We start from the raw sequence: 23803 nt of genomic DNA on the forward strand, positions 1-23803 counted from the left end.
CGCTTGTTTTCCTCGGTTCTCATGTTTGAATGAGGCTTATGAGAAGGGGAAAACAGCAAGTTTATGAAAAAACATTCATTTTGGGGGGATACGAACATGTTACGAAAAAACAAATGGTTGATGATGATTGCAGTAGTCGCGATGATCGCTTTACTGGCAGCTTGTGGTCCTGATCGTGATGAGGAACCAACTCCAGCACCAGAGGATAGTGGCGAGGAAACAACAGGTGATGGTGAAGAAGCGACAGCAGATAAACCTGAATTGTTAAAAATGTGGGTAAATGATGAGGAATCACAGTTAGGTGCCTATGAAGAAATTACGACACGCTATGAAGAGGAAACAGGTATTGCAGTAGAAATCATTCCGTTTTCGATGTTAGAGCAAATTGATGCATTGTCGTTAGATGGTCCATCTGGTACAGGTCCTGACCTTTTCTTCCAGCCTCATGACCGTTTAGGGGAAGTGTATTTGCAAGGTCTTGCTGCTGAACTTGAATTAACGGCTGAACAGTTGGATGGCTATACTGAGGGTGCAATTGATGCTTTTTCGTATGAAGGAGGCCAATACGGAATTCCGGCTGTAACAGAGACGTATGGACTCTTTTATAATAAGGCTCTTGTACAAGATGTTCCAGAAACGATGGATGACTTAATGGTAATTGCTGAACAATTAACAAATGCCAGCAATGATGAGTATGGCTTCTTAATGGAAGCGGGAAATTTCTACTTTAACTATCCATTCCTAACAGCTACTGGTGGTTACGTATTTGGCGAGGATGCTGACGGTGCATTAAATGCTGATGATGTTGGTCTTGCAACGGATCCAGTTATTGAAGGTGCTGAAATGATTCAGTCTTGGTATGAAAATCAGTACATTCCTCAAGGAATTAATATGGATATCATTAATGGTTTATTTCAAGATGGCAAAGTAGGATCTGTTGTAACAGGTCCGTGGGCGATTCCTGATTATAGCGGGGCACTTGGCGATGACCTTGGTGTAGCACCGCTTCCGACAATGGAAGGTCAAGCGCTTCATTCTTTCTCAGGTGTGAAAGGTTGGTTAGTATCTGAGTATAGTGAGCATAAGGAGTGGGCAACTGACTTAGCATTATTTATTACAAATGCAGAAAATTCATTTACGTATTATGATACAGCAGGTGAATTACCGGCTCGTACAGATGTTGAAATAGACGATGAGTTTCGTGCGCCGATTTTAGAGCAAGCTGAGCATGCCATTCCGATGCCGAACATTCCTGAAATGTCTCAAGTTTGGGATCCGATGGCTGATGCCTTTGAGTTTATTTCACAAGGTGAAGACGTAAGAGAAGTATTAGAAGAAGCAGTTGAAGATATCGAGTTACAAATTTCTTCAATGGGAGCCGGAGAATAAGGAATCGTTCTCGCATTCGGTTTGTTTTAAAGGGTTGATTTTGACCTTTTAAAACAAACCTTCAATTTTTAAGCAGGGGGAAGCTGAAATGGCTAATAAGCAAGATCAAACAACGACTGTTGAAAAAGAACAGCGACATCATAATTCGAAAGTAGCAACGCTCCTTTCGATTATTCCAGGTATCGGACAAATGTATAATCGAAGGTTTGTTAAAGGTTCTATCTTATTTATTCTCTTTGCTGCTTTTTTCATTGTATTTATGCGGTTTTTAGAAATGGGGTATTGGGGACTGCTTACTCTTGGGACTCACCCTGGACTTGATGATTCTCGTGTTCTACTGTCTCAAGGGATATTAGCTTTGATCTTAACAGGGTTTGCTGCGACGTTTTATGTGGCGAATTTAATGGACGCGTATAAGGACGCGAAGAGAATACAGGAAGGTTGGACTGTTACGACATTGAGAGAAGGATTTCGTAACGCATGGGATAAGGGATTCCCGTACTTAATTGTCGGACCGGGACTCTTACTGCTCATTTTTGTTGTTGTGTTTCCGTTGTTGTTTATGTTTTTCTTAGCATTTACAAACTATAATCTATACAATGCCCCGCCGCGTAATGTACTTGATTGGGTCGGTTTTGAGAACTTTATTGCGCTCGTTCAAGTGCCGATTTGGCGTGATACGTTTTTCTCTGTTTTAGCTTGGACGTTAATTTGGACGTTTTTCGCAACAACCTTGCAAATTGCGCTTGCTTTATTTTTAGCGTTAATTGTGAACGATCCACGTGTGAAGTTTAAACGTCTGATTCGTACCGTATTCATCTTGCCTTGGGCGGTTCCGGCCTTTGTAACGATCTTAATTTTTGCGGCGCTTTTTAATGATAACTTTGGAGCGATCAATCGAGATATTTTAATTCCGTTATTCGGCTCTGGTTTACCGTGGATGTCTGATCCGTTTTGGGCGAAAACAGCGCTTATTATGATTCAGACGTGGCTCGGTTTTCCATTTGTATTTGCCTTATTTACAGGAGTGTTGCAAAGCATTTCTTCAGATTGGTATGAGGCAGCTGATATGGACGGGGCTTCTCGTTGGCAGAAGTTCTTAAATATTACGTTCCCACACATGATGTTTGCAACGGCACCACTATTAATCATGCAATATGCGGGGAATTTTAATAACTTTAATATTATTTACTTATTCAATCAAGGGGGGCCGCCGGTGCGAGGACAGAATGCTGGTGGGACTGACATCTTAATTTCATGGGTGTATGGTTTAACGTTTGAAACGCAGAACTATAATATGGCTGCAGCGATTTCAATTATTATTGGGCTCATGGTTGCTACATTTGCTTTCTTCCAGTTCCGTCGTACGCGTTCCTTTAAAGAAGAGGGGGAAATCTAATGTCAAGCAAATTGAAAAATAGATTAGAGCTTGCGGGTATTTACTTGATCATTATCACGATGTTTGTCGTTATCGGCTATCCGTTGCTATGGACAATAGGTCTTTCATTAAATCCAGGTACAAGTTTATATGGCGCTAGTATGATTCCGGAAAATTGGTCACTTGATCATTATAAGTGGTTGTTCTTTGATCCACGAAGTAATTATTTGACATGGTACAAAAATACGCTAATTGTCGCAACGGCGACTTCGTTGTTATCGGTTGTGTTCGTTTCGTTAACGGCTTACGCGTTTTCACGCTATCGTTTTGTCGGAAGGAAAAACGGTCTATATGCCTTTTTACTATTGCAAATGTTCCCGGTTTTAATGGCGATGGTTGCGTTGTATATTCTTCTAAATACGGTGAATCTATTAGATACTTTAACAGGGCTAATCATCATTTATGCCGGTGGGGCAATTCCGATGAATGCCTTTCTCGTAAAAGGCTACTTTGATACGATTCCTCGTGAACTAGATGAATCAGCTAAAATTGATGGTGCTGGACATTTTCGGATTTTATTTACGATTATGCTACCATTAGCAAAGCCTATTCTAGCTGTTGTTGCTTTATTTAATTTTATGGCACCTTTTATGGATTTCATCTTACCGCGAATTATTTTGCGGAGCCCGGAGAATTTCACGTTAGCGCTAGGTTTGTTCAATTTTGTGAATGACCAATTTGCGAACAACTTTACGCGTTTTGCAGCAGGAGCGATCTTGATCGCGATTCCAATTGCAGCCGTATTCTTATTCTTGCAACGTTATCTCATTTCAGGACTAACAGCTGGTGCGACTAAAGGATAGAGAGGACAAACCAACTTTTTTAGTCTTCGAATAGTAAGGGGGTGGAGGCTGGGACACAAAAGTGTTTAGAATTAGAATCCGTATATCAAGAGAACATAGTATTCTCATTAATTCAAACACGTTTGTCCCAGTCTTTTAGCCTTTGTCATAACTCATGGTGGAGTCGCCTTCGTGCGATACACGTTATTCGCTAAGAACAGTTCTAACCTTTGTTCGAAGAAAAGACGCTAGCGCGTTTTTCTTATGCCAAACAGAACGTCATTCCGTTAAATGGACGAAATAAGCCTATTTGCGTTTGAAGTGGAACGTCATTCCGCTAATACGTCAAAAAAAGCGTGAAGAGAGGCGTAAATGGTCAAATAGCGGAATGAGGTTCCGAACAGATCGTAAAAAAGCCAATAATGGGGGGATAGCGGAATGAGGTTCCATCAAAGAGAATGAAAGTGAATTCTCATAGAGGAGTGTGCTACCCTCCAGGGTCATGCAATTTAATGAAGAAAAGACCGATACCGCGGAAGCGACTGACTGTAAAAAGTAAGAAAATGTGAGAAGGACCGAAGCAGCTAGCGGGATCATTCAAAGAAGAGCGTTGGCTTCGCATGTTACACGTTATACTGAAAGAACCCCACTTTCAGTATAACTGAAACCATTGTAACGCCCCCGCACAACGGTAGTAAGAAAAGCCGTTATCGCTATTTATTTATTGTAGGAATTTATAAGCTGATATCGTTAGGATACGTCAAAAACAATACAAAGAACCGCAAAGCGGATTTGTTCTTGTGTTTATAAGGGGACATCGTTAAAATAAATGACAAATGGTTGAATGTGAAGGAGGTTGATACCGATGGCGGTAACCATAAAGGAAGTCGCTAAACGGGCTAATGTTGCACCGTCCACGGTATCTCGAGTTATCGCAAATAGCTCAAGAATTAGTGAGAAGACGAAGGAACGTGTCCGTGAAGCAATGAAGGAGTTAGGCTACCACCCTAACTACAATGCAAGGAGCTTAGCGAACAAAAGCACGAAAACAATAGGGATTGTCATGCCGAATTCAGCTAAAGTTTCATTTCAGAATCCCTTTTTCCCTGAAGTTATTCGTGGCATTAGTATGAAAGCGTATCAATCGGGATACGGTTTATATTTATCTACGGGTCACACGGAGGAAGAAATTTTAGAAGAAGTGAAGCAGATGGTATTCGGCGGTCGTGTTGATGGGATTGTCCTCCTATACTCTCGTGTAAATGATAAAGTGATGCCCTTTTTGATTGAGCAAAAGTTTCCATTTGTCTTAATTGGTCGTCCGTATCAAGTGGATGAAAGTCTTGTGACGTATGTAAACAATGACAATTTCAAAGCGGCCAAGCTTGTGACGGAATATTTACTTCTTTTAGGTCATGAAAAAATTGGCTTCATCGGCGGTAACTTAGATTTTGTCGTGACGATCGATCATATGAATGGCTATGAACAAGCATTGAAGAATGCGAATATTTCAGTCAATGAGAGCTACAAGGTGTATCATAATGAATTGAAGGAAGGTGGGCAGGATGCAGTCATTGAGTTAATGTCGAATGATCAACCGCCAACCGCTTTAATTGTAGCCGATGATATTATGACATTTGGAGTTATTCGGATGCTAGAGGATATGAATATGAAAGTACCTCATGATATGTCGATTGTTAGCTTTAATAATGTGATGATTTCTGAGCTATCTTCACCTCCTATGACAACGGTTGATATTCATATTTATGATCTTGGCTTTAAGGCGACTGAATTGCTGATGCATCAGTTGGAAGATCCGACAGCTGGTGTTGAGCATGTTATTATTCCTCATAAATTAGTGAAACGACAAACGTGTAGGCTAGATCATGGTGCTTCAAGAGTATAGTGAGCATTCCTCTCGTATGAAAGCTTATGTGGATTGGTTCTATCGATAAGAGGGGTATTGAAAAAGTTGATTTTCCTTTAGCTTTTTCAATACTCTTAATGCTGTATGGTAATGGAAGATCACGTTGGAAGTAACATAAAATAGTAAAAGTAGTTGAAATTTGGCTAGTTTCGTAGTATGTTTTAAACTAAGGAAATCGTTTGCATTAAGAGATAATTAGTGAATAAAAGCCATACGCAACATCTATTATTTTTTTATTAAGTTGTGCAAACGATTTCACGTCAAAAGCGAAAGAAAGGATGATTTGAAGTGATGAGAAGCAAACAGTTGCAAAAAGGAATGTCAGTCATGTTAGCCGCTTTACTAGTCGTAAGTCTATTCATCGGCTACATACCGCAAATGGTCGCACATAGTGTTCAGGTAAGTCCGGTAGTTTATGAGGATCGATCGGTAGAGTTTAGCTTGGACGCCGGACAGGCGGAACGTGTTCAGGTCGCTGGTAGTTTCACAGAATGGCAGGACCATGCGATTGAGATGGAGCGATATGATGGGCAGAAGTGGCATACGAGAACGGAACCACTCATACCAGATATTTATGAATACAAGTTTATTATTGATGATGAGTGGGTTGTAGACCCATTGAACGAAGAAGAGCGCAATGGAAATAGTGTCATAATCGTGCCAGGTTTAAACCTCCAAGCAAATGCGTCTTTCATGTCTGTAGGAAGTGATTATGAATTAAGTGCTACGTATGTTTCTCCAAATGGAGAGATGAATAGAGTAGATGAGGTGATATGGTCTTTAGTTGAATCGAATGAAGGAGTAGAGCTTCGTGGTGCAAACTTACACATTGAAGAAGATGCAAAAGTCGGTTCAACGGTCATCGTTGCTGCACAATATGAGAATTGTGTAGCGATGAAAGAAATTGAGTTAACGGATTTTATGTATACGTATACGATTCATTATCATAGAGTGAACAATGATTTAACAGGTTGGGAGGATATGTGGATTTACAACAGTGGTTTCGATCCAGCGGCATATCCATTTCACTCGACTTATGGTGAGGAATATCAGTTTGCTACAGCTACACATATGTTTCCAGAAGAAGAAATTGAGATCATTCCACGAAAAGGAAATTGGGAGGCGCAGGATCTTAATAGAGTGATCTCCATTCCAAATGGTGAACTAGAAGTGGAGGCTTGGCTCATAGAAGGTGATCCGTCCGTTTATACAAGTGAAGAAGAGGCGATCGCTTCTTTAACAGAAACAGTCCCAGAAGAACGATATATTCGATTCTTGTACGATCGCCCAGAGCGTGATTATGATGGTTGGAACCTATGGGTATGGGGGACGGGCAAGCAGGATGATCAGATTGATTTTACCGGTTGGTTAGGAGAGTTAGCTGTTGCTACGATTGAGGTAAGTGCTGCTGCCCAACATGTTGGCTTTGTTTTGAGAGATTCAGACGATTGGGATACAGCAGAAAAAGATGGTGATGGTGACCGCTTTATTCGAGTGAATCGTCATGATCCCGTTACAAAGGTAGTTGTGAAAAGTGGTGAAGTCGAATTCCATACTGTACCAGAAGTGACAGGGCCTGTCGTAGCAAATGGAGATGTCACCTTCTACTATCGCGATCCTGAGTTATATGTAGCAGATCAGATGGACACGATTGACCATGTTGAGCTTGCGATTTTCGGTGAGCGATATCCGATGGTCTATGAAGAGAAGAATGAACGGTTTGTCTTTATATATGATCAAATTGAACACGGGACACATGAGTATACGTTCTTCGTTACGATAAATGGTCAAGAGTATGAGGTGACCGATCCATATCATACTGTAGATGGGAAGTCGGTCGTGTCTTATATGATTTCAGATGTGAAACTGTCTGGGACTGCCTATCCGCAAGCTGTTGATTACAACGAAAATGCTGTACTTACAATTGATATCGAAAAGGATGAGGAGCTGTCGCTTCGTGAGCTCTATGTTGATTTACGTGAGGTTGGTGGTCCAGAGAGAATGGAGGTTGATCTAGAGTTAGAGGAAGTGACGATTGCTATCGATGATTCAACAACAGCAGGAATGAAAGCGTTACCCATTATTACGGTAGATCAATTTGGTCATACTCATTATGGAGAAATAGAGCTAGAAGTAAAGACTAGACAATATGTAGGTGATGCGGATTTTGACTGGGATGAAGCGAGAATTTACTTCTTGTTAACGGATCGCTTCTTTGATGGTGATCCAACAAACAATGATCCGTACGGTATAGGTTACAATACTGAAAAACGTGGATCCTATCAAGGTGGGGACTTCCAAGGGATTACAGCTAAGCTCGATTATTTGGATGAGCTCGATATTAATACGATTTGGATCAATCCAATAGTTGAGAATATTCGCTATGATGTTCGTCATGACCATCCAGATACACCTTATTATGGTTATCATGGCTATTGGGCGAGTAACTTCGAACAATTAAATCCTCATTTTGGAACGATGGAGGACTTCCATGAATTAATTGATGAAGCAGACGAGCGTGGGATGAAAATTATGATCGATGTCGTTCTTAATCATACGGGCTATGGCCTTAAATCCGAAGATGCTCAGCTAGATGGAACGATCCCACATTTCCCAACGAATGCAGAACGTGATCGTTTTGCTGGCATGCTACGAGATGGTGGGACAGACACGATCCAAGGGGAACTAGCAGGTTTGCCGGACTTTTTAACAGAGGTTCCCGAAGTTCGTGAACAGATTATCCAATGGCAAGTGGATTGGATTGAGAAATCACGTACGGAAAAAGGTAACACGATTGATTATTTCCGAGTGGATACAGTAAAACATGTTGAAGATACGACGTGGATGGCATTTAAAAATGAATTAACGAAAGTGATGCCTGAATTCAAAATGATTGGAGAGTCATGGGGAGCAGGACCGCATGATGACCATGGTTATTTGCAGTCAGGAATGATGGATTCCTTGCTTGATTTTGATTTCAAATATCAAGCGTATGATTTCGTCGAAGGACAAATCGAACGAGTTCAAACACAATTGGAACAGCGTAATGCTCAGCTGTCAAATCAAGCAACATTGGGGCAGTTTCTAGGTAGTCATGATGAGGAAGGTTTCTTATATTCTGTCGGAGGAGATGAAGGCAAGCTGAAGCTAGCTGCTGCATTGCAAATAACAGCTAAAGGTCAGCCTGTTATTTATTATGGTGAGGAGCTTGGACTATCTGGAGCGGATAATTACCCTTATTATGATAACCGTTATGAAATGGACTGGGATGTAGTGGAGGGAAATGATATTCTTGCACATTACCAAACACTGATGAGCATTCGTGCGGATTATTCACAGATTTTTTCAAAAGGAGATCGTTCTAAGCTGGCTGGTCATGATGATGACGGTTACCTTATATTTGAACGGTCGTATGAGGGAAAATCGGTTGTCGTTGGGTTGAATACAAATGAGGAGATTAAATCAGCGACGATTCCTGTCCCATTCACAGGTGAGGCTGTCGATCTATACTCAGGTACAACAGTTCCCGTAAAGAGCGGTCAAGTAACCATTGACCTTCCAAGTATGGCTGATGGCGGGACGGTTATATTAGCTGAGATGTCAGAGAGGTCGACTGATGAACAAACGCCAACTCAACCTAAAGAGAAACAAAAGGATAAGCCTATACCGGAAACGAGCAAAAATGGTCAAACCGAAGAAGGCTCAGGTGTGGGAGTCAAAGAAGAAAACTCAACAGGTGAAGGTTTGCCTAATACAGCAACGGAGATCTATCGCTGGTTATTAGTCGGTATCATTCTTTTCGCTGTTGGACTCATTATGATCAAAGTGAGGAGGCGACAGGTTGGTTAAATGAAAGAAACGAAAGAGGATTTTGCAGAATCAACATGTATAAGTGCATCCTGTTGTACGTGTTGTAGCTTGTAGCAGCCCCCTTAATGATCGCATATCTTAGTCGGTAGGTCATTATAATATCAATTACCGAAAAGGTTAATGCAAATTAGTGCAATCGATTGCATAAAGCGATAAAATATGCTATTTTATAAAGTAAGAGGGGGATGCTTTATGAATAGAACATGGTGGAAAGAAGCAGTTGCGTATCAAATTTACCCTAGGAGCTTTAAGGATTCCAATGGTGATGGAATTGGTGATTTACAAGGGGTAATAGAGAAATTAGATTATTTAAAAGAACTAGGGATCGATGTCATTTGGATTTGTCCAATGTATCGTTCTCCTAATGATGATAACGGTTACGATATTAGTGATTATCAAGATATTATGGAAGATTTCGGGACGATGGCTGATTTTGATCAGCTTTTGGAAGCGGTGCATGCACGAGGGATGAAGCTAATATTAGATTTAGTGATAAATCACACGTCAGATGAACATCAGTGGTTTGTTGAATCACGCTCATCAAAGAATAATCCTTATCGCGACTATTATATTTGGCACCCTGGTAAGGATGGGGGAGTGCCGAATAATTGGGAGTCGATCTTCGGGGGCTCAGCATGGGAATATGATGCGGAAACAAAAGAGTATTTTATGCACGTATTCTCACGTAAGCAACCAGATTTAAATTGGGAAAACAAAGAAGTGCGACATGCCTTATATGAAATGGTTAATTGGTGGCTTGATAAAGGTATTGATGGTTTCCGAGTTGATGCCATTTCTCATATTAAAAAGGTGGCTGGTTATCCCGATTTACCAAACCCTGATCAGAAGAAGTATGTTCCATCGTTTGAAGGACATATGAACCGTGAAGGCATTCAAGAATTTCTTGAGGAACTGAAACGAGAAACATTTGCTAAGTACGACATTATGACGGTTGGTGAAGCAAATGGTGTAAGTATCGATGAAGCTGAGCAATGGGTTGGAGAAGAAGACGGCTGTTTTAATATGATCTTTCAGTTTGAACATTTAAGTCTATGGGGGAAGAGTGCAACTGGTGGGCTTGATTTACCTTCATTAAAGGAAACCTTGACAAGATGGCAAGAAGGCTTAGATGGCATTGGCTGGAATGCTTTATTTCTTGAAAATCATGATCAGCCTCGTTCTGTTTCGACGTGGGGCAATGATGGGAAATACCGGATTCAATCAGCGAAAGCATTAGCGTCACTTTATTTCTTTATGAAGGGAACTCCTTTTATTTATCAAGGTCAGGAAATTGGCATGACGAACGTCCAGTTTGACTCGATTGATGATTACAATGATGTCGCCATTAAGAATTTATATCGAAATGAACGTGAGGAAGGAAAGACTCACGAAGAGATTATGAAGGTCATTTGGAAAAATGGTCGTGATAATTCGCGAACACCGATGCAATGGAATGACGAAGAGAACGGTGGATTCACAACAGGCACTCCATGGCTGAAGGTGAACCCGAATTACAAAGAAGTTAACGTTGAGAAGGCAATCTCTGCTCCAAATTCGATCTACCAGTTTTATAAGAAGATGATCGAGCTACGCAAGCAATCAGAAGCGTTGACGTATGGGACATATACGTTAATTGAGAAAGATCATTCAGCTGTCTATGCGTACACTCGGACAACGGAGGAGGAAGAGATTCTTGTCATCTGTCATTTATTTGCGACGGAGACGGAATTTGAGTTCCCCCAATCGTGGAAAGAGAGAGAACGCGAATTGCTGCTTCATAATTATGATATTGCAGAAATCGGTTCGAGCATGAAGCTACGTCCTTATGAAACGAGAGTCTATCGTTTGAAATAAAATAAGGTGTAACCTCCCATTGTATGGGAGGTTGGCTGATTATGAAGGTCGCTGAAAATGGTTTGCATTTTCGGTGGTCCTCTCATATACGGGGGACAAAATGAAAAAAATAGTAAACTATTACGCAAGTATAAAAATGAAGCTACTTGGAACGATGATGCGGAAAATGACAGCGTTAATTGCTATCCTATTTATCGTCGCTACGCTATCCTGCTTATTTTTAATCACAACGAATTCGTCCATTGATCAATCAATCGAACATGCAGATTATTACCTTGAAGTAGAACAAGAATATCGTGTTATGATGCGTGATTTAAATCGAGTTATGTCGATTCAATACGATATGATGGCGACAGGGTACTCACGACAGAAAAGTACAACGGTCGATCGTATGTTTGAAACCGTATCCGACTGGGAACGAGCAAGGCAATTTTTAATAGATGAAGGTCTACATACATATGTACAACAGCTAGAAGACACTCGTGATGAATTAGCTATGCTACAGGAAGAATACTTTCAATCGTATCAATCGAATTGGGAGCAAATCGTGCGTAGTGAGGTTGAACCGATTATAACACCGATTGAATCTCACCTTACTCGAATTGATGACAATGTTAGTCAATACATTCGTGAAGTGAACGAGCAAAATCATTTGCAAGTCTCTGAAACGATTGAAACCGGTACAACTCGAATGATTTTCTTAATCGTTCTATTATTTATTGTGCTAACTTTGTCGCTATTTTTATTTGCACGTGATTTGAAACAAGGGGTCTCGCAGTTAAAAAGACGAATGTCTCTTTATGAACAAGGTGATTTCTCTAGTTCAACTGTTACGAAGCGTGTTGACGAACTAGGAGAGCTGGAGCAGGCGCTTGAGAAAATGAGAGAGCGAATTGCCGATAATTTAAAAGAAAGTCAGTTGATAAGTCAAGGGGTCGTGCATACATCAAAGGATATAGAAGGTGAACGAGAGCAGCTAGCTGATCAACATCGAGAAATGGATGAAGTCGTTGCGAGGCAGAAATCGCTTATTGATATTCAACAACAAAAAGCGATGGCTATTTCGGCTGTAACGGAGGAATCGGCAGCTAATGTGGCGAGTATTCACCAAGCATTGGAACGATTAACGAACGGAATGAGTTCGATGACTTCATCGGCAGCTACAGGTGCACAATCAATTTCGGAGACTGATGATCAAATGAACACAGTTGCTGATATGCTCCACTTTTTTGCGCAGCAGCTACACGATGTGAATGAACGTACGAACGACATTCAAGAAGGAATGCAGCATATTTTTTCGATTTCGAATCAAACAAATTTATTGGCGATCAATGCTTCGATTGAAGCAGCGCGTGCAGGAGAACATGGAAAGGGGTTTAAAGTCGTTGCGGAAGAGGTACAGAAGCTTTCGCAGCAAACCAATTCTTTTTCAGAAAATATTAACAACCAATTATCAAAAATTGATCATAGCGTAAGCGATTCAATTGACCGATTTCAACAGCTTGAACAGTCGATTAAGCAGACAAAACAACGAGCTAAAGACACATCCACACAATTTCATCACGTCTCAAACCAGAGTCAGCAAATGCAGCAGCAAGTACTCGAAGTGACGCAAACGATGGAGGAAATTTCTAAGGGGACGAACGAAATCGTTCATGAAATCAATGAATTAGCCGAGCAAGCGTCGATTAATGAAGAAAGTATTGCAGCCATTTCAGAAGTGGCTGTTACTCAAGGTCAAACGACACATACGTTAAAAAACTCTGTCGACCAGCTTGTTGAATTAGCGCAAAAGCTGCAAAAGCAGGAAGAAAGATTCCAGAAACGTTGATATTTCGAGAGGACGCTTGAAAAAGGTGAGTAATGAGACTTTTTTCAGCGTCTTTATTGTTGGAGATTGTACGTCTTTTGCCTATGTTTGTCATGTGAGCGCCTTCAATCATTTATAGAGCGTTTCTACTCGTTTTAAACTCATTCCCGAAGAATAAGAGGGTGCTTCGCATATAAATAAAGCGTTTTACCGAAAGGAAGCCGCTCCGCATTCATACAATCACTACATAAATCCCTTGTCCTGTCTCGTGTTCACTGTCCAATGTCAATATAGTGCACTTTTTTCGTCAATAGAGTGAGTGTTCAGAGAACGGAGCTGTCATCTATAATAATAACTATGAAAGCGATTACAAAAATGAAGGCGGTGATTCATATGAGCACAGTTGCGAAAACAAATCAGACAGATACAAATGTTCAAGCTGAACGCCGGCGTGCAAAAGCGAAATTAAAGTGGAAAAAAATATTGGCGTACTTAGCATTTGTCGGTCCAGCCCTTCTCTTTTTCGTCGTGATTCAAATTATCCCATTTTTTATGGGCGTTTATTATTCCTTTACATCTTGGAATGGCATAAGCTCTGCGAGTGAATGGGTCGGGTTTGATAACTATATACGAATCTTTACAAATGATGAGCGTTTCTTTGATTCCTTCTTATTTACGACGAAATTTATGTTTGCGGCAGTGGTCATCAGTAATATCATCGGGTTTTCGTTAGCCCTATTATTAAATTCAGCAATTAAGTCAAGAAATATTTTACGAACGGCCTTTTTCTTACCGAATGTAATTGGTGGTCTTTTACTAGGTTTTATCTGGCAGTTCATCTTCGTTAGAGGCTTTGCGGCGGTTGGAGAAATGACGGGAATTCCGGTGTTTCAGCTGGCTTGGCTTGGGGATTCGACGACAGCATTTTGGGGGATTGTGATCGTCTTTGCTTGGCAAATTAGTGGCTATATGATGGTCATTTACATTGCTGCATTGCAAGGAGTCGACACATCCTTATTAGAAGCAGCAAAAATTGATGGGGCCAATGCACTAACAGTGTTACGACGTATTATTATTCCACTTATTTTACCGGCGTTTACGATTTGCTTCTTCTTGACGATTTCGATGGCGTTTAAAATCTTTGACTTAAATCTTTCCTTAACTGGTGGTGGGCCGTTTAACTCGACCCAATCTGTTGCGATTAATATTTATCAAGAAGCATTTACGAACAACAACTACGGAGTTGGTTCAGCGAAGGCGAACATTTTCTTCATAGTTGTGATGATCTTTACGGTCGTTCAAGTATCGTTGACAAAAAAGAAGGAGGTTGAAGCGTAATGAACAAATATACGAAACGCACATTTACACTTGAGATATTTGCGATTTTGCTTGCCATCTTCTTTCTCATTCCGTTTTACTTTGTCATCGTCAACTCGTTAAAAAGCTTTTCAGAAATTTTAATCGATGCGGCAGCTTTACCGACGGAAATCATGTTTTCGAACTATGCGGAAGTATGGCGGATACTCGATTTCCCGAAAGCGTTCTGGAACTCTTTTCTCATTACCGTGTTTAGTAATATTGGTATTGTCATTATTAGCTCGATGGCAGCATGGAAGCTCGTGCGAACACCTTCGAGGATAAGTAAATTTCTATTCTTGTTCTTTGTCGCAGCGATGGTCATTCCGTTCCAAACGGTGATGATTCCACTCGTGAAAATTGGTGGAATGTTAGGGCTCATTAATAGTATTCCTGGCATCATCATTATGTATTTTGGCTTTGGTGTTCCGCTTTCCTTGTTCCTTTATCATGGATTTGTGAAAACGGTACCAATTGAAGTCGAGGAATCAGCGCAAATTGATGGATGTTCACAATTCGGATTGTTTTGGCGTATCGTCTTTCCACTGTTGAAGCCAATTACGATCACAGTGATTATTTTAAACACATTATGGATTTGGAATGATTACTTACTTCCATTACTTGTCTTGCAGGATGCATCCTTACGAACAATCCCACTTGCAACAAGCTCATTCTTTGCACAATATACGAAGCAATGGGATATGGGGCTTGCCGCACTTGTTCTTGGAATTACGCCTATTATTATTTTTTTCTTATTTTTACAAAAGCATATTATTAAAGGAATTGCCTCAGGTTCGATCAAATAACGTTATCCACTTTGCAGACTAGCGCTGCAATTAAAAGATATACTAAAAAAAGGGGAATAAAAGGAGGAGAAATTTCATGAAAAAAGCATGGATTCTTTGTTTGTCATTACTTCTATTTATTGGGGTTTTAGCAGGTTGTGGATCAGACGATTCGAGCAATGAGCCAGCAGAAAGCGATGAGTCGAGTGAAGAGGTGAATGATGATGCAGCAGCAGGTGGTGATGACCCTGAGGAAGTCACATTGAACTTCTTCCAATTCAAAGTCGAAATTGCTGATGAACTTCAAGCGATGCTAGATGAATTTGAAGCAGAGCATCCCCATATTACAGTCAATCTTGAAACAGTAGGTGGGGGTGCCGACTATGGTGCGGCATTACGAGCGAAGTTTGCTTCAGGGGAAACACCAGACATTTTCAACAATGGAGGCTTTAATGAATTAGAGCTTTGGAAAGAGCATTTAGCTGATCTTTCCGATGAGCCTTGGGTTGAGAATCTACTTGACATTGGTCGTGTGCCGATGACAGATGAAGACGGTACATTATACGGTATGCCGGTTAACCTAGAAGGCTATGGTTTCATTTATAATATTGATTTATTTGAAGAGGCTGGTATTACGGAGCAGCAAACGACGTGGTCTGAGCTAGAGCAAGCAGTTCAAGCGTTAGAGGCAGCAGGAATTACAGCCTTCTCAGCTGGCTACGGTGAATGGTGGGTGATCGGTCAGCACTTGTTAAACATCCCGTTTGCACAACAGGACGATCCTGAAGCATTCATCGAGGAGTTAAATGTTGGAGAAGGTTCGTTCACTGGAAACACGTTATTTGAACAATTTCAACAAGTGATTGATTTAGAAATCGAATACGGAAACCCGAATCCGTTAACGACAGATTATAATACACAAGTGACGTTATTCGCATCTGGTGAAACAGCCATGCTCCAACAAGGAAACTGGACAGAGAATATGATCTATGAAATTAACCCGGATATGAACATGGCCTTCTTACCGATCCCATTAAATGATGATGCTAATGCAGGGCGCATTCCGGTTGGAGTACCGAACAACTGGGCTGTTAACAAAAATTCGGAGAACTTAGAAGAAGCAAAATATTTGCTTGATTGGATGGTTTCTTCTGAAACAGGTCAGCGTTATATGACAGAGGAATTTGCGTTCATTCCAGCGTTTGATAACATAGAACCAGCAGGACTTGGGGCATTAGGTGAATCAATTCTCGAATACTCAGTAGCAGAGCAAACGATTCCGTGGACATGGTTCAGATGGCCTGACGGCGCGAACCAAGATTTTGCAGCAGCCATTCAAGAGTACGTAGCTGGGCAAATTAGCTATGAAGAAATGCTTGAAAAAATGGAGCAAACGTGGGAAAGTTTAAAGTAAACAAATAGAGTGAAGAAGCCCAAAAGAACTGTTATGCATTCTTTTGGGTTCTCCTGTTTGACAGACGAGAATGGTGTATCGGATTCTCATTCTGCTAAATTGAATCATAACAAGCGATAGGAGAAGGAAGGGAGCTGTCATCCGTGAATCCGCTTAAACGAAAAGCGAACGGATCCAGATATAGTAAACTAGAAGAACGAGGAACCGAAAAATGAGCAAAGTAACTTTATTAAAGCAAATGGCGGAATGTGGAACCGCATAATAGTCAAAAAAGGAGGTTATCAAATGAGAATGAGCATCCGCAATAAATTAATTATTCTTTTATTACTCATTACGGTCATTCCATTTGGAAGCTCCCTTGTTGTGACGTTTATGTATACGAAGGAATCATTGAAGGATCAGGCGATTCAAGAAAACAAGCACCTACTCTACCAAGGGAAGGTGAACATGGAAACCTATTTGCGCGATCTAAGCTTTGGGATGATTGCCCTTTATAATAATAGTGACTTCATGAACTATTTACGCAAAAGTGAGGCCAATGATTATATCTCGCGTGGGGTTGTACACAATGTCATTAATACACTTTTGTATAGTGATGAAAGTGTTTTTCAAATTTCGATGTTTCTTGTAAATACTGGAGAACGCCTAACAGCATCAAGAAGATCTACTGTTGTATATACGTATGATATGGATGACATCGCCTTTTATGAAGAACAATTGATGAAAAGTAAATCGAACCTCTTTATTGAACCTCCTAATGAGGCGGGGCGTTTGACGATTCACCGCGCGTTTAAAGATATACCCTCTGATGACGATTTAGCGTTTATTACAATGGAAGTATTCATGGATAAAATTGATGAGCTTAGTCAATATTTGTATCATGAAGGGCAGGAGGAGCTTTATCTTTTTACAAAGGAAGGTGATCTGATCTTTCGGTCGACACCTGTGCATCCTGGAGAGGATTCAATAGTATGGATGGATGATTTACTGAATCGAGAAGAATTTAGTGGCACGATGGTATGGGAGGACGATTCCTTTGATGGGGTGATCGTCTATGACACATTAGCGGAGTCAGCAGGTGGCTGGGTGCTTGCGAAAAGAATTCCTTCACCGACGTTATATGAAAGTGCGTATGGTGTGGCGATGATCAATATTTTCTTCGGATTAATCGGCTTATCGCTTGTCATCATGGCGACGCTCTTTGTCTCCTTCAAAATTACATCGCCGATTCGTGTACTCGTCCAAAATATTAAGCAAATTGAAGCTGGAAATATGAAGGCACAATTCGGTTCTCTCGGAAATGATGAAATTGGTGTACTTGGGGAACGGTTCAAATCAATGATTGCAAAAATTAACACGCTCATCAATCGTGAATATAAGCTCGAATTAGAAAATAAAACGAACCAATTAAAAGTGCTTCATTCGCAGGTGAATCCGCATTTCCTCTATAATACGTTACAATCGATTGGGACGACTGCGTTGAAGAAGCAAGTTCCTGAAGTGTATACATCGTTGACAGAGTTATCACATATTATGCGTTATAGCATGAATATGGAGGAAGATGTTGTTAGCCTTGAGCAAGAATTAAATTATACGAAAGCTTATTTACTCTTGCAGAAGCAACGCTTTGATGATAGCTTTCATTATCAGGTTGATGTTGCAGGTGAGGTCATGTCGTGGCGTGTGCCGAAAATGATTTTGCAACCGATTATTGAAAATTACTTTAAGCATGGCTTTGATACGAGAGATCGAGTCGGTGCACTTATGATCGAAGGGTTTGAGGAAGAAGATAAGCTGACATTGAAGGTGTCTGATAATGGAGCGGGCATCTCAGAGGAGCGATTGACAGAAATTTGTTCCTATATTTATTCGAACCAAAAGCCTGAGGATGATGGTTCAAACATCGGCTTGAAAAACATTTATGCACGATTGCAGTTATATTATGGAGGAAGAGCAGAGTTGATGTTGGAAAATCTCGCTGAAGGTGGTTTTGTTGTGAAGATACGACTTCCAAAGGAAATAGAGGGGTGGCAATATGAAAGCGATGATCGTCGATGATGAGAAGCATGTCCGCGAAGGCTTACGCTTACTGGCGGAATGGGAACGTTTTGGCATAAAGACGGTGCTTGAGGCTGAAGATGGAGAAGAAGCGATGCAGCTTATCGCGAAGGAGCGCCCGCAAATCATCTTTACGGATATGCGTATGCCGAAAAAGGATGGTGTTGCTTTAATGAAATGGTTGTACACCTCCAATTGGAAGGCGAAAACGATTGTCGTGAGTGGATACGATGACTTTCGGTATTTAAAGGAAACGATTACGTACCAAGGGTTCGATTATCTTCTTAAACCGATTAACCCGCCTGAATTGAATGAAACGTTGCAGCGAGCGGTTTCGGCTTGGAATGAGCAATATGGTGATGATTTGAAAACATTCATTGACGAATCAAATTATCAAAAGGAGCCAAGCACAGTTCACACGATTGCTGACTACCTTCGTAAGCATTATAAGGAAGAGTTGAAGCTTCAGGATATCGCTGATCGTTTTTATTTAAGCCGCGAGTATATATCACGACGTTTTAAGCAAGAATATCAGCAAACAATTACCGACTTTATCATTGAGATTCGGATGAAAAAAGCGAAGGAGCTGCTACGTAACCCCGATTTGAAAATTTACGAAATTGCTGATGCTGTCGGGTATCCTAACGATAAATATTTTGCTAAACTCTTTAAAAAGCAGGAAGGAATGAGCCCGAAGGAGTATAGGCAGCAGAATAGATAGATGTGCGAGTGGTGATGTAAGAGGGAGGAGAGGTGGCAGGTTGGCAAATTGTGTCGGTAAATGTCAGGTGAGCGTTTTCACCAATAAATAGAGCGCTTTAAATAAGGTTCTTAAAAAGACTCCCTCACTTGAAGGAGTCTCTTTATTTCATTCAAATATAGCTTCGATTAATAGATCCTCAGTTAATCTAGTTGTTATTTCTGGTGATTCCTCAGCGTCATAGCCACTCCAATTTATAAATTCATAACCGGGCTTGGCTTCAGCTTTGATTACGATCGGAACATCATTAAAATATTGTCCACCCCATTGACTATTAGGTTCATCACCTTGTGTTTCTTCAGGAACAGGTAATGTATTAACGGTAATGGTTCCCTTTTCATGCTCGAATGAGATCGTTAATGTCGATGTGCTACCTAACTCAAAGTGATTAACGAGCTGTTGGCGGAGAATATCAGGCCGTGCATGAGCAAATTCTCTCATTACATCGACATTGTCTTCCCACTCACTAGTTGAACGAGGAATTCCCCAACGATTAATATGATTTGCTATTTCAGGTTCAATCGTGGATTGAAGCTCGTCAATCGTTTTGATAACATGCTCTGGCAAAAAGGCTGAATTTAGTAAATCAGCTACTTGATTGATAAATTGATGTTTGATGTCTTCATTTTCCATTAAGGCTCTAAATAAAATATTGGGCCATTCTTCATCATGTCGAGGGTTTAAATGTGATGTCACCATTTCAATTGTATTGTGATGAACACTTTCGTAACCAAGTGAACGGTCCACATCATACAAAAACCAGCGCCAACGTCCATCTAGCTTATCATTCGTTTCATTAAAAGGATTTTCATAACGCCAAAAGCTAATGTTATTATGTGGCCAATCTGAGTTCGCATTATACACTTGAATAGCGTAATAAAGTAAATAGTTGTCAATGTCCATTTGACTTTCGACAAAGCCTATATGTTCGGCTTCACTAAGGTCATTCTCTTGCACATAGTCGATCAATTTCTCATACTCTTGCTGACCATCTGCAGACCCATCTGAGAGAGTGCCTTTTCCGTCTAGAATCGTGAAGCCTTCTCGATTTTCCCCATAATGAGTTTCCAAATAATGAGCATCATGACGATCGCGAATATTATGAATGCCCCAATACTCACCATTTAAAAAAAGCACAGTAGGTTGAAAGCTTTGATAATCAATATCTAAATGAGAGACTAATGATTGCATCGCACCATCACGAAACATCGTGATACCCCAATCATTCCCGGAGTTTCGAAGCAATAAACGATTAAAGTCATCAAGCTCTTTATCAGCGAAAAAAGAATACGAAAAACGGCTTGTCCCATAATCACTACGAGAATAAAGACGAAGAGACTTTTGCGCAAAACGTCGTGTGTAACCACCGTGAATACGAACGCCGGCGTCTTGTGACAGAACGTTCTCACCATGAACATCAAAATATTCGACATGAACGGGGCGCTCCCAGTCAACGCCCCTTTGATAATAATTTCCACGGTTATGCATTCCCTCTTCAAAGTGACCTCCTGGCACATAAATTCCTGTATCATGACTGAAAAAGTGATCAGCATTCGTCGAAAGTGAGAAAACAGGCAGTGAATAGTCTAGTCCAACAAAGTAGGTTTGTGTGGAAATACCACTCATATTTCCATTCTCATCAACTAACATAGCTCGCACTACGGTACCTTTATCAACATTTGATTGAGGTTCGATCCACAACCGTAGCCGAGGGTCCGTTTCAAAGTCAGAAAAATTCATGAAATTAGTAGGTATTGTAGAAATCGAGTTCTCTTCACCTGTACGATTAGTTAATTGGATTGGTTCAATATATTCAAACGTTTGCTCATTATTCATTGGATCAGGTTCTGAACCATCTAACGTGTAATAAATCGTTAACTCTTCTACAGGGCTAAGTAACTCTAAAGAAAGTTCCTCGTCATAAAAACCGTTCGGGTGTGAGAAAATGACCTGTTCCTCATTTTCAGCTATGCTACCGTCTAAAGAGAAATCTGTATCTTCAATTAAATGGAAATAATGATCAATAACTGAAAAATCTTGAATTGGATTTCCTTGTAAATAGAGTCGCTCTGTTAAATGCGATAACTCAGAAAGCGGAGTTAAATCGGAAATATGATTATTTCGTGCGTTTAAATCGGTCAAGTGCTCTAAGCTAGAAAGTGGCGAAATATCATAGATGCTATTATCACGAATGTTTAACTCAATTAAATGAGGCAAATGACTCAAGCTTTCTATGTCTTTAATCTCATTACCTCGTACATTTAATTCTTCAAGTTGAGGAAGTTGTTCTAATGGTGATAAATCAACAATCTCGTTATCTCTTAAATCAAGATGCTTTAACGATGTGAAATATTCTATCCCTTCAATCGATGAAATACCAGCGTTTCGAAGTTCTAACGCTTCAATCGTTTCCAATTGATTAGGACGTATTTCACCTTGTGGCAGTTGAAGCTCTTCTCGAATCGCTTCTTCAAAGCTAGATGGTTGAAGAATAGATCCAGGAGCTATCTGAAATGCTCCGAGCCAGATCGCAGCAATGATCAGCATTGCTAAAATAAGTGAAAAGGTCTTTCTTTGATTCATTTCTTTCTCCTTTAATGTAGTAGTTTACATAATTAATTGTTTAAAATATACATAAATTCCTTTAAAATGTTCTTTTGGGGATGAGTTAGTATTATCATAACATATTTTTCTATTATTTTATGACTGTGTCTTGTAACTGGGGGGGTTATTTTGGCAGGAGAAATTTTTAGTCGTTATGAGTTGAAATATTTAATTCCATATTCAATGTACGAAGAAATAGCTATTAAGTTAACGGAATATATGAATTATGATCAATATGGAGATGAACAAGGGCGCTATACGATTATTAGTTTATATTTTGATTCAAGAGATAAAAAAATTTACTATGAAACGCGTAATAAAGCGCGCTTCAGGCAGAAGCTTAGGTTAAGAATTTATAACGGTGCATCGATTGATGATCAAGCTTACTTTGAGGTGAAGAAAAAGTATAAACAGAGAGTTAACAAACGAAGAACGAGTATTCAATTACGAAGTGCCTATGAATACATTGCTGGAAAAGCAAATGTTGACCATATAAAAGGTGTTTCAAATCAACAAATTTTCCGGGAAATAGATGATTTCCGACAGTTATATCACTTACAGCCAGAAAATATAGTGAGCTATGATCGTCAAGCATTTACAGGTATAAAAGATAAGGATTTAAGAGTGACCTTCGACTATAATTTACGTTGTCGTAATGACGACTTACATATTGAAAAAGGGCCACATGGACATCTGTTTGTCGATAAAGATTTAGTTATTATGGAAGTGAAAGTCGATCATAGTGTACCTTTATGGCTATCACGCCTGTTAAGTGAGTTTGAATGTCCAAAGAAGAGCGTCTCGAAGTTTTGTACAAGTGCGGACATTTTAGAAGAAGTTCAAGAGAAAGTTGAGATTCCAAATTAAAAAAGGAGTTTGAAATGGAAACATTTTTAGATTTATTGACACAACAAGAAATGACAACTCAATCGACATTAATAGATGGGTTGTTAGCAGTCTTGTTAAGCTTTATACTCGCGTTAATCATTACACAAGTATATAAAAGAACGTACAATGGCCGTCAATATTCACAATCATTTGTGCACACTGTTATTATTATGGGCGTCGTTGTTTCTGTCATCATGATTGTCATTGGTAATAATATAGCAGTAGCATTTGGATTAGTAGGGGCTTTTTCAATTATACGATTTCGAAGTGCCATGAGCGACCCGAAGGATATTGCTTTTATCTTCTTCGCAATGGCAGCGGGGATAGCATGTGGCTTAGGCTTTTATTTATTAGCGATTGCTTTTACATTAACTTTAAGTGCATTAATTGTGTTGCTTTTTGTATTTGATTATGGAAAAGATGAAAAAGGTCAGCATCGCACTTTGAAGGTGACCATTCCAGAGAATTTACAATATGAGGGCGTATTTGATGATATTTTTGAACAATTCACGGATGAAAATCAATTGAAACGTGTGCAAACGACTAATTTAGGGACTATGATTGAATTAGAATATGATATTATCGTTAAAACTGGATTAAAAGACAAAGATTTAATGGACTCTATTCGAGAGAGGAATGCTAATTTGAAAATATCGATTAATTATGCCCCTCAAACAAATGATTAGAGTGAAAACGACAGGCGTGATGCTTGTCGTTTTTGACCGCCTATGTCATATGACGTTTCCAATTAAAATTGAAGCGTTTATACTGGAATAACACACACACTCGCGACTGAAGTGAGCTCTTACATCGATATTTGGAGCGCTTTCACGAGTATCTCCCCTCTATCAAAAATCTTCTCACTTTC

The 23803-nt window shown here is 40.0% G+C and carries 15 protein-coding genes; 14 read left to right on the forward strand and 1 reads right to left on the reverse strand.

Annotation, left to right across the window (positions count from 1 at the left end; genetic code table 11):
- Window positions 1–96 precede the first annotated feature (96 nt).
- The 12 genes from MW695_RS02690 to MW695_RS02745 all read left to right on the forward strand — a co-directional run bounded on the left by MW695_RS02690 (window position 97) and on the right by MW695_RS02745 (window position 19404).
- Window positions 97–1389 (forward strand): extracellular solute-binding protein, encoded by a 1293-nt coding sequence (locus MW695_RS02690; RefSeq protein ID WP_247102920.1) that lies wholly within the window; start codon window positions 97–99, stop codon window positions 1387–1389.
- An 88-nt stretch (window positions 1390–1477) separates the two neighbouring features.
- Entirely contained in the window at window positions 1478–2788 is a 1311-nt protein-coding gene (locus tag MW695_RS02695) for a carbohydrate ABC transporter permease (protein ID WP_247102923.1), read from the forward strand.
- Window positions 2788–3630, forward strand: coding sequence for a sugar ABC transporter permease (locus MW695_RS02700; RefSeq protein WP_247102931.1), 843 nt, complete (start codon window positions 2788–2790; stop codon window positions 3628–3630). Before MW695_RS02695 ends, MW695_RS02700 begins: the two co-directional genes overlap by 1 nt.
- 844 nt (window positions 3631–4474) lie before the next feature.
- Complete coding sequence (locus MW695_RS02705; RefSeq protein WP_247102932.1) at window positions 4475–5515, forward strand: LacI family DNA-binding transcriptional regulator; 1041 nt, start codon at window positions 4475–4477, stop codon at window positions 5513–5515.
- A 312-nt stretch (window positions 5516–5827) separates the two neighbouring features.
- Complete coding sequence (locus MW695_RS02710) at window positions 5828–9385, forward strand: alpha-amylase family glycosyl hydrolase (RefSeq protein ID WP_247102939.1); 3558 nt, start codon at window positions 5828–5830, stop codon at window positions 9383–9385.
- Window positions 9386–9598: 213 nt separating this feature from the next.
- Window positions 9599–11260 carry a glycoside hydrolase family 13 protein gene (locus MW695_RS02715; protein WP_247102942.1) on the forward strand — a complete coding sequence of 554 codons (1662 nt, stop codon included), beginning with the start codon at window positions 9599–9601 and terminating at the stop codon, window positions 11258–11260.
- Between the two features lie 100 nt (window positions 11261–11360).
- Window positions 11361–13091, forward strand: coding sequence for a methyl-accepting chemotaxis protein (locus MW695_RS02720; RefSeq protein WP_247102945.1), 1731 nt, complete (start codon window positions 11361–11363; stop codon window positions 13089–13091).
- Window positions 13092–13463: 372 nt separating this feature from the next.
- Window positions 13464–14408: a carbohydrate ABC transporter permease gene (locus tag MW695_RS02725; RefSeq protein ID WP_247103110.1), complete on the forward strand. Its 945-nt coding sequence runs from the start codon at window positions 13464–13466 to the stop codon at window positions 14406–14408.
- Complete coding sequence (locus tag MW695_RS02730) at window positions 14408–15232, forward strand: carbohydrate ABC transporter permease (RefSeq protein WP_247102948.1); 825 nt, start codon at window positions 14408–14410, stop codon at window positions 15230–15232. The genes MW695_RS02725 and MW695_RS02730 overlap by 1 nt, the downstream gene beginning before the upstream one ends.
- A 76-nt stretch (window positions 15233–15308) precedes the next feature.
- Window positions 15309–16625: an ABC transporter substrate-binding protein gene (locus MW695_RS02735; RefSeq protein ID WP_247102950.1), complete on the forward strand. Its 1317-nt coding sequence runs from the start codon at window positions 15309–15311 to the stop codon at window positions 16623–16625.
- Between the two features lie 285 nt (window positions 16626–16910).
- The gene (locus MW695_RS02740) at window positions 16911–18683 is read left to right on the forward strand and encodes a cache domain-containing sensor histidine kinase (protein WP_247102953.1); all 1773 of its coding nucleotides are present in this window, start codon (window positions 16911–16913) and stop codon (window positions 18681–18683) included.
- Window positions 18661–19404 (forward strand): response regulator transcription factor, encoded by a 744-nt coding sequence (locus MW695_RS02745; protein ID WP_247102958.1) that lies wholly within the window; start codon window positions 18661–18663, stop codon window positions 19402–19404. The genes MW695_RS02740 and MW695_RS02745 overlap by 23 nt, the downstream gene beginning before the upstream one ends.
- A 147-nt stretch (window positions 19405–19551) precedes the next feature.
- Here the strand turns inward: MW695_RS02745 and MW695_RS02750 are convergent, their stop codons facing one another.
- Window positions 19552–22026 carry a CotH kinase family protein gene (locus tag MW695_RS02750; RefSeq protein WP_247102962.1) on the reverse strand — a complete coding sequence of 825 codons (2475 nt, stop codon included), beginning with the start codon at window positions 22024–22026 and terminating at the stop codon, window positions 19552–19554.
- A gap of 150 nt (window positions 22027–22176) precedes the next feature.
- On the opposite strand from MW695_RS02750, the gene MW695_RS02755 reads away from it, so the two are divergent.
- Both MW695_RS02755 and MW695_RS02760 read left to right on the forward strand, forming a co-directional pair.
- Window positions 22177–22914, forward strand: coding sequence for a polyphosphate polymerase domain-containing protein (locus MW695_RS02755; RefSeq protein WP_247102963.1), 738 nt, complete (start codon window positions 22177–22179; stop codon window positions 22912–22914).
- A 14-nt stretch (window positions 22915–22928) separates the two neighbouring features.
- Window positions 22929–23621 (forward strand): DUF4956 domain-containing protein, encoded by a 693-nt coding sequence (locus tag MW695_RS02760; RefSeq protein WP_247102966.1) that lies wholly within the window; start codon window positions 22929–22931, stop codon window positions 23619–23621.
- Window positions 23622–23803: the final 182 nt, after the last annotated feature.

Source organism: Halalkalibacter sp. APA_J-10(15) (assembly GCF_023017105.1).
GTDB lineage: Bacteria > Bacillota > Bacilli > Bacillales > Bacillaceae_D > Halalkalibacter.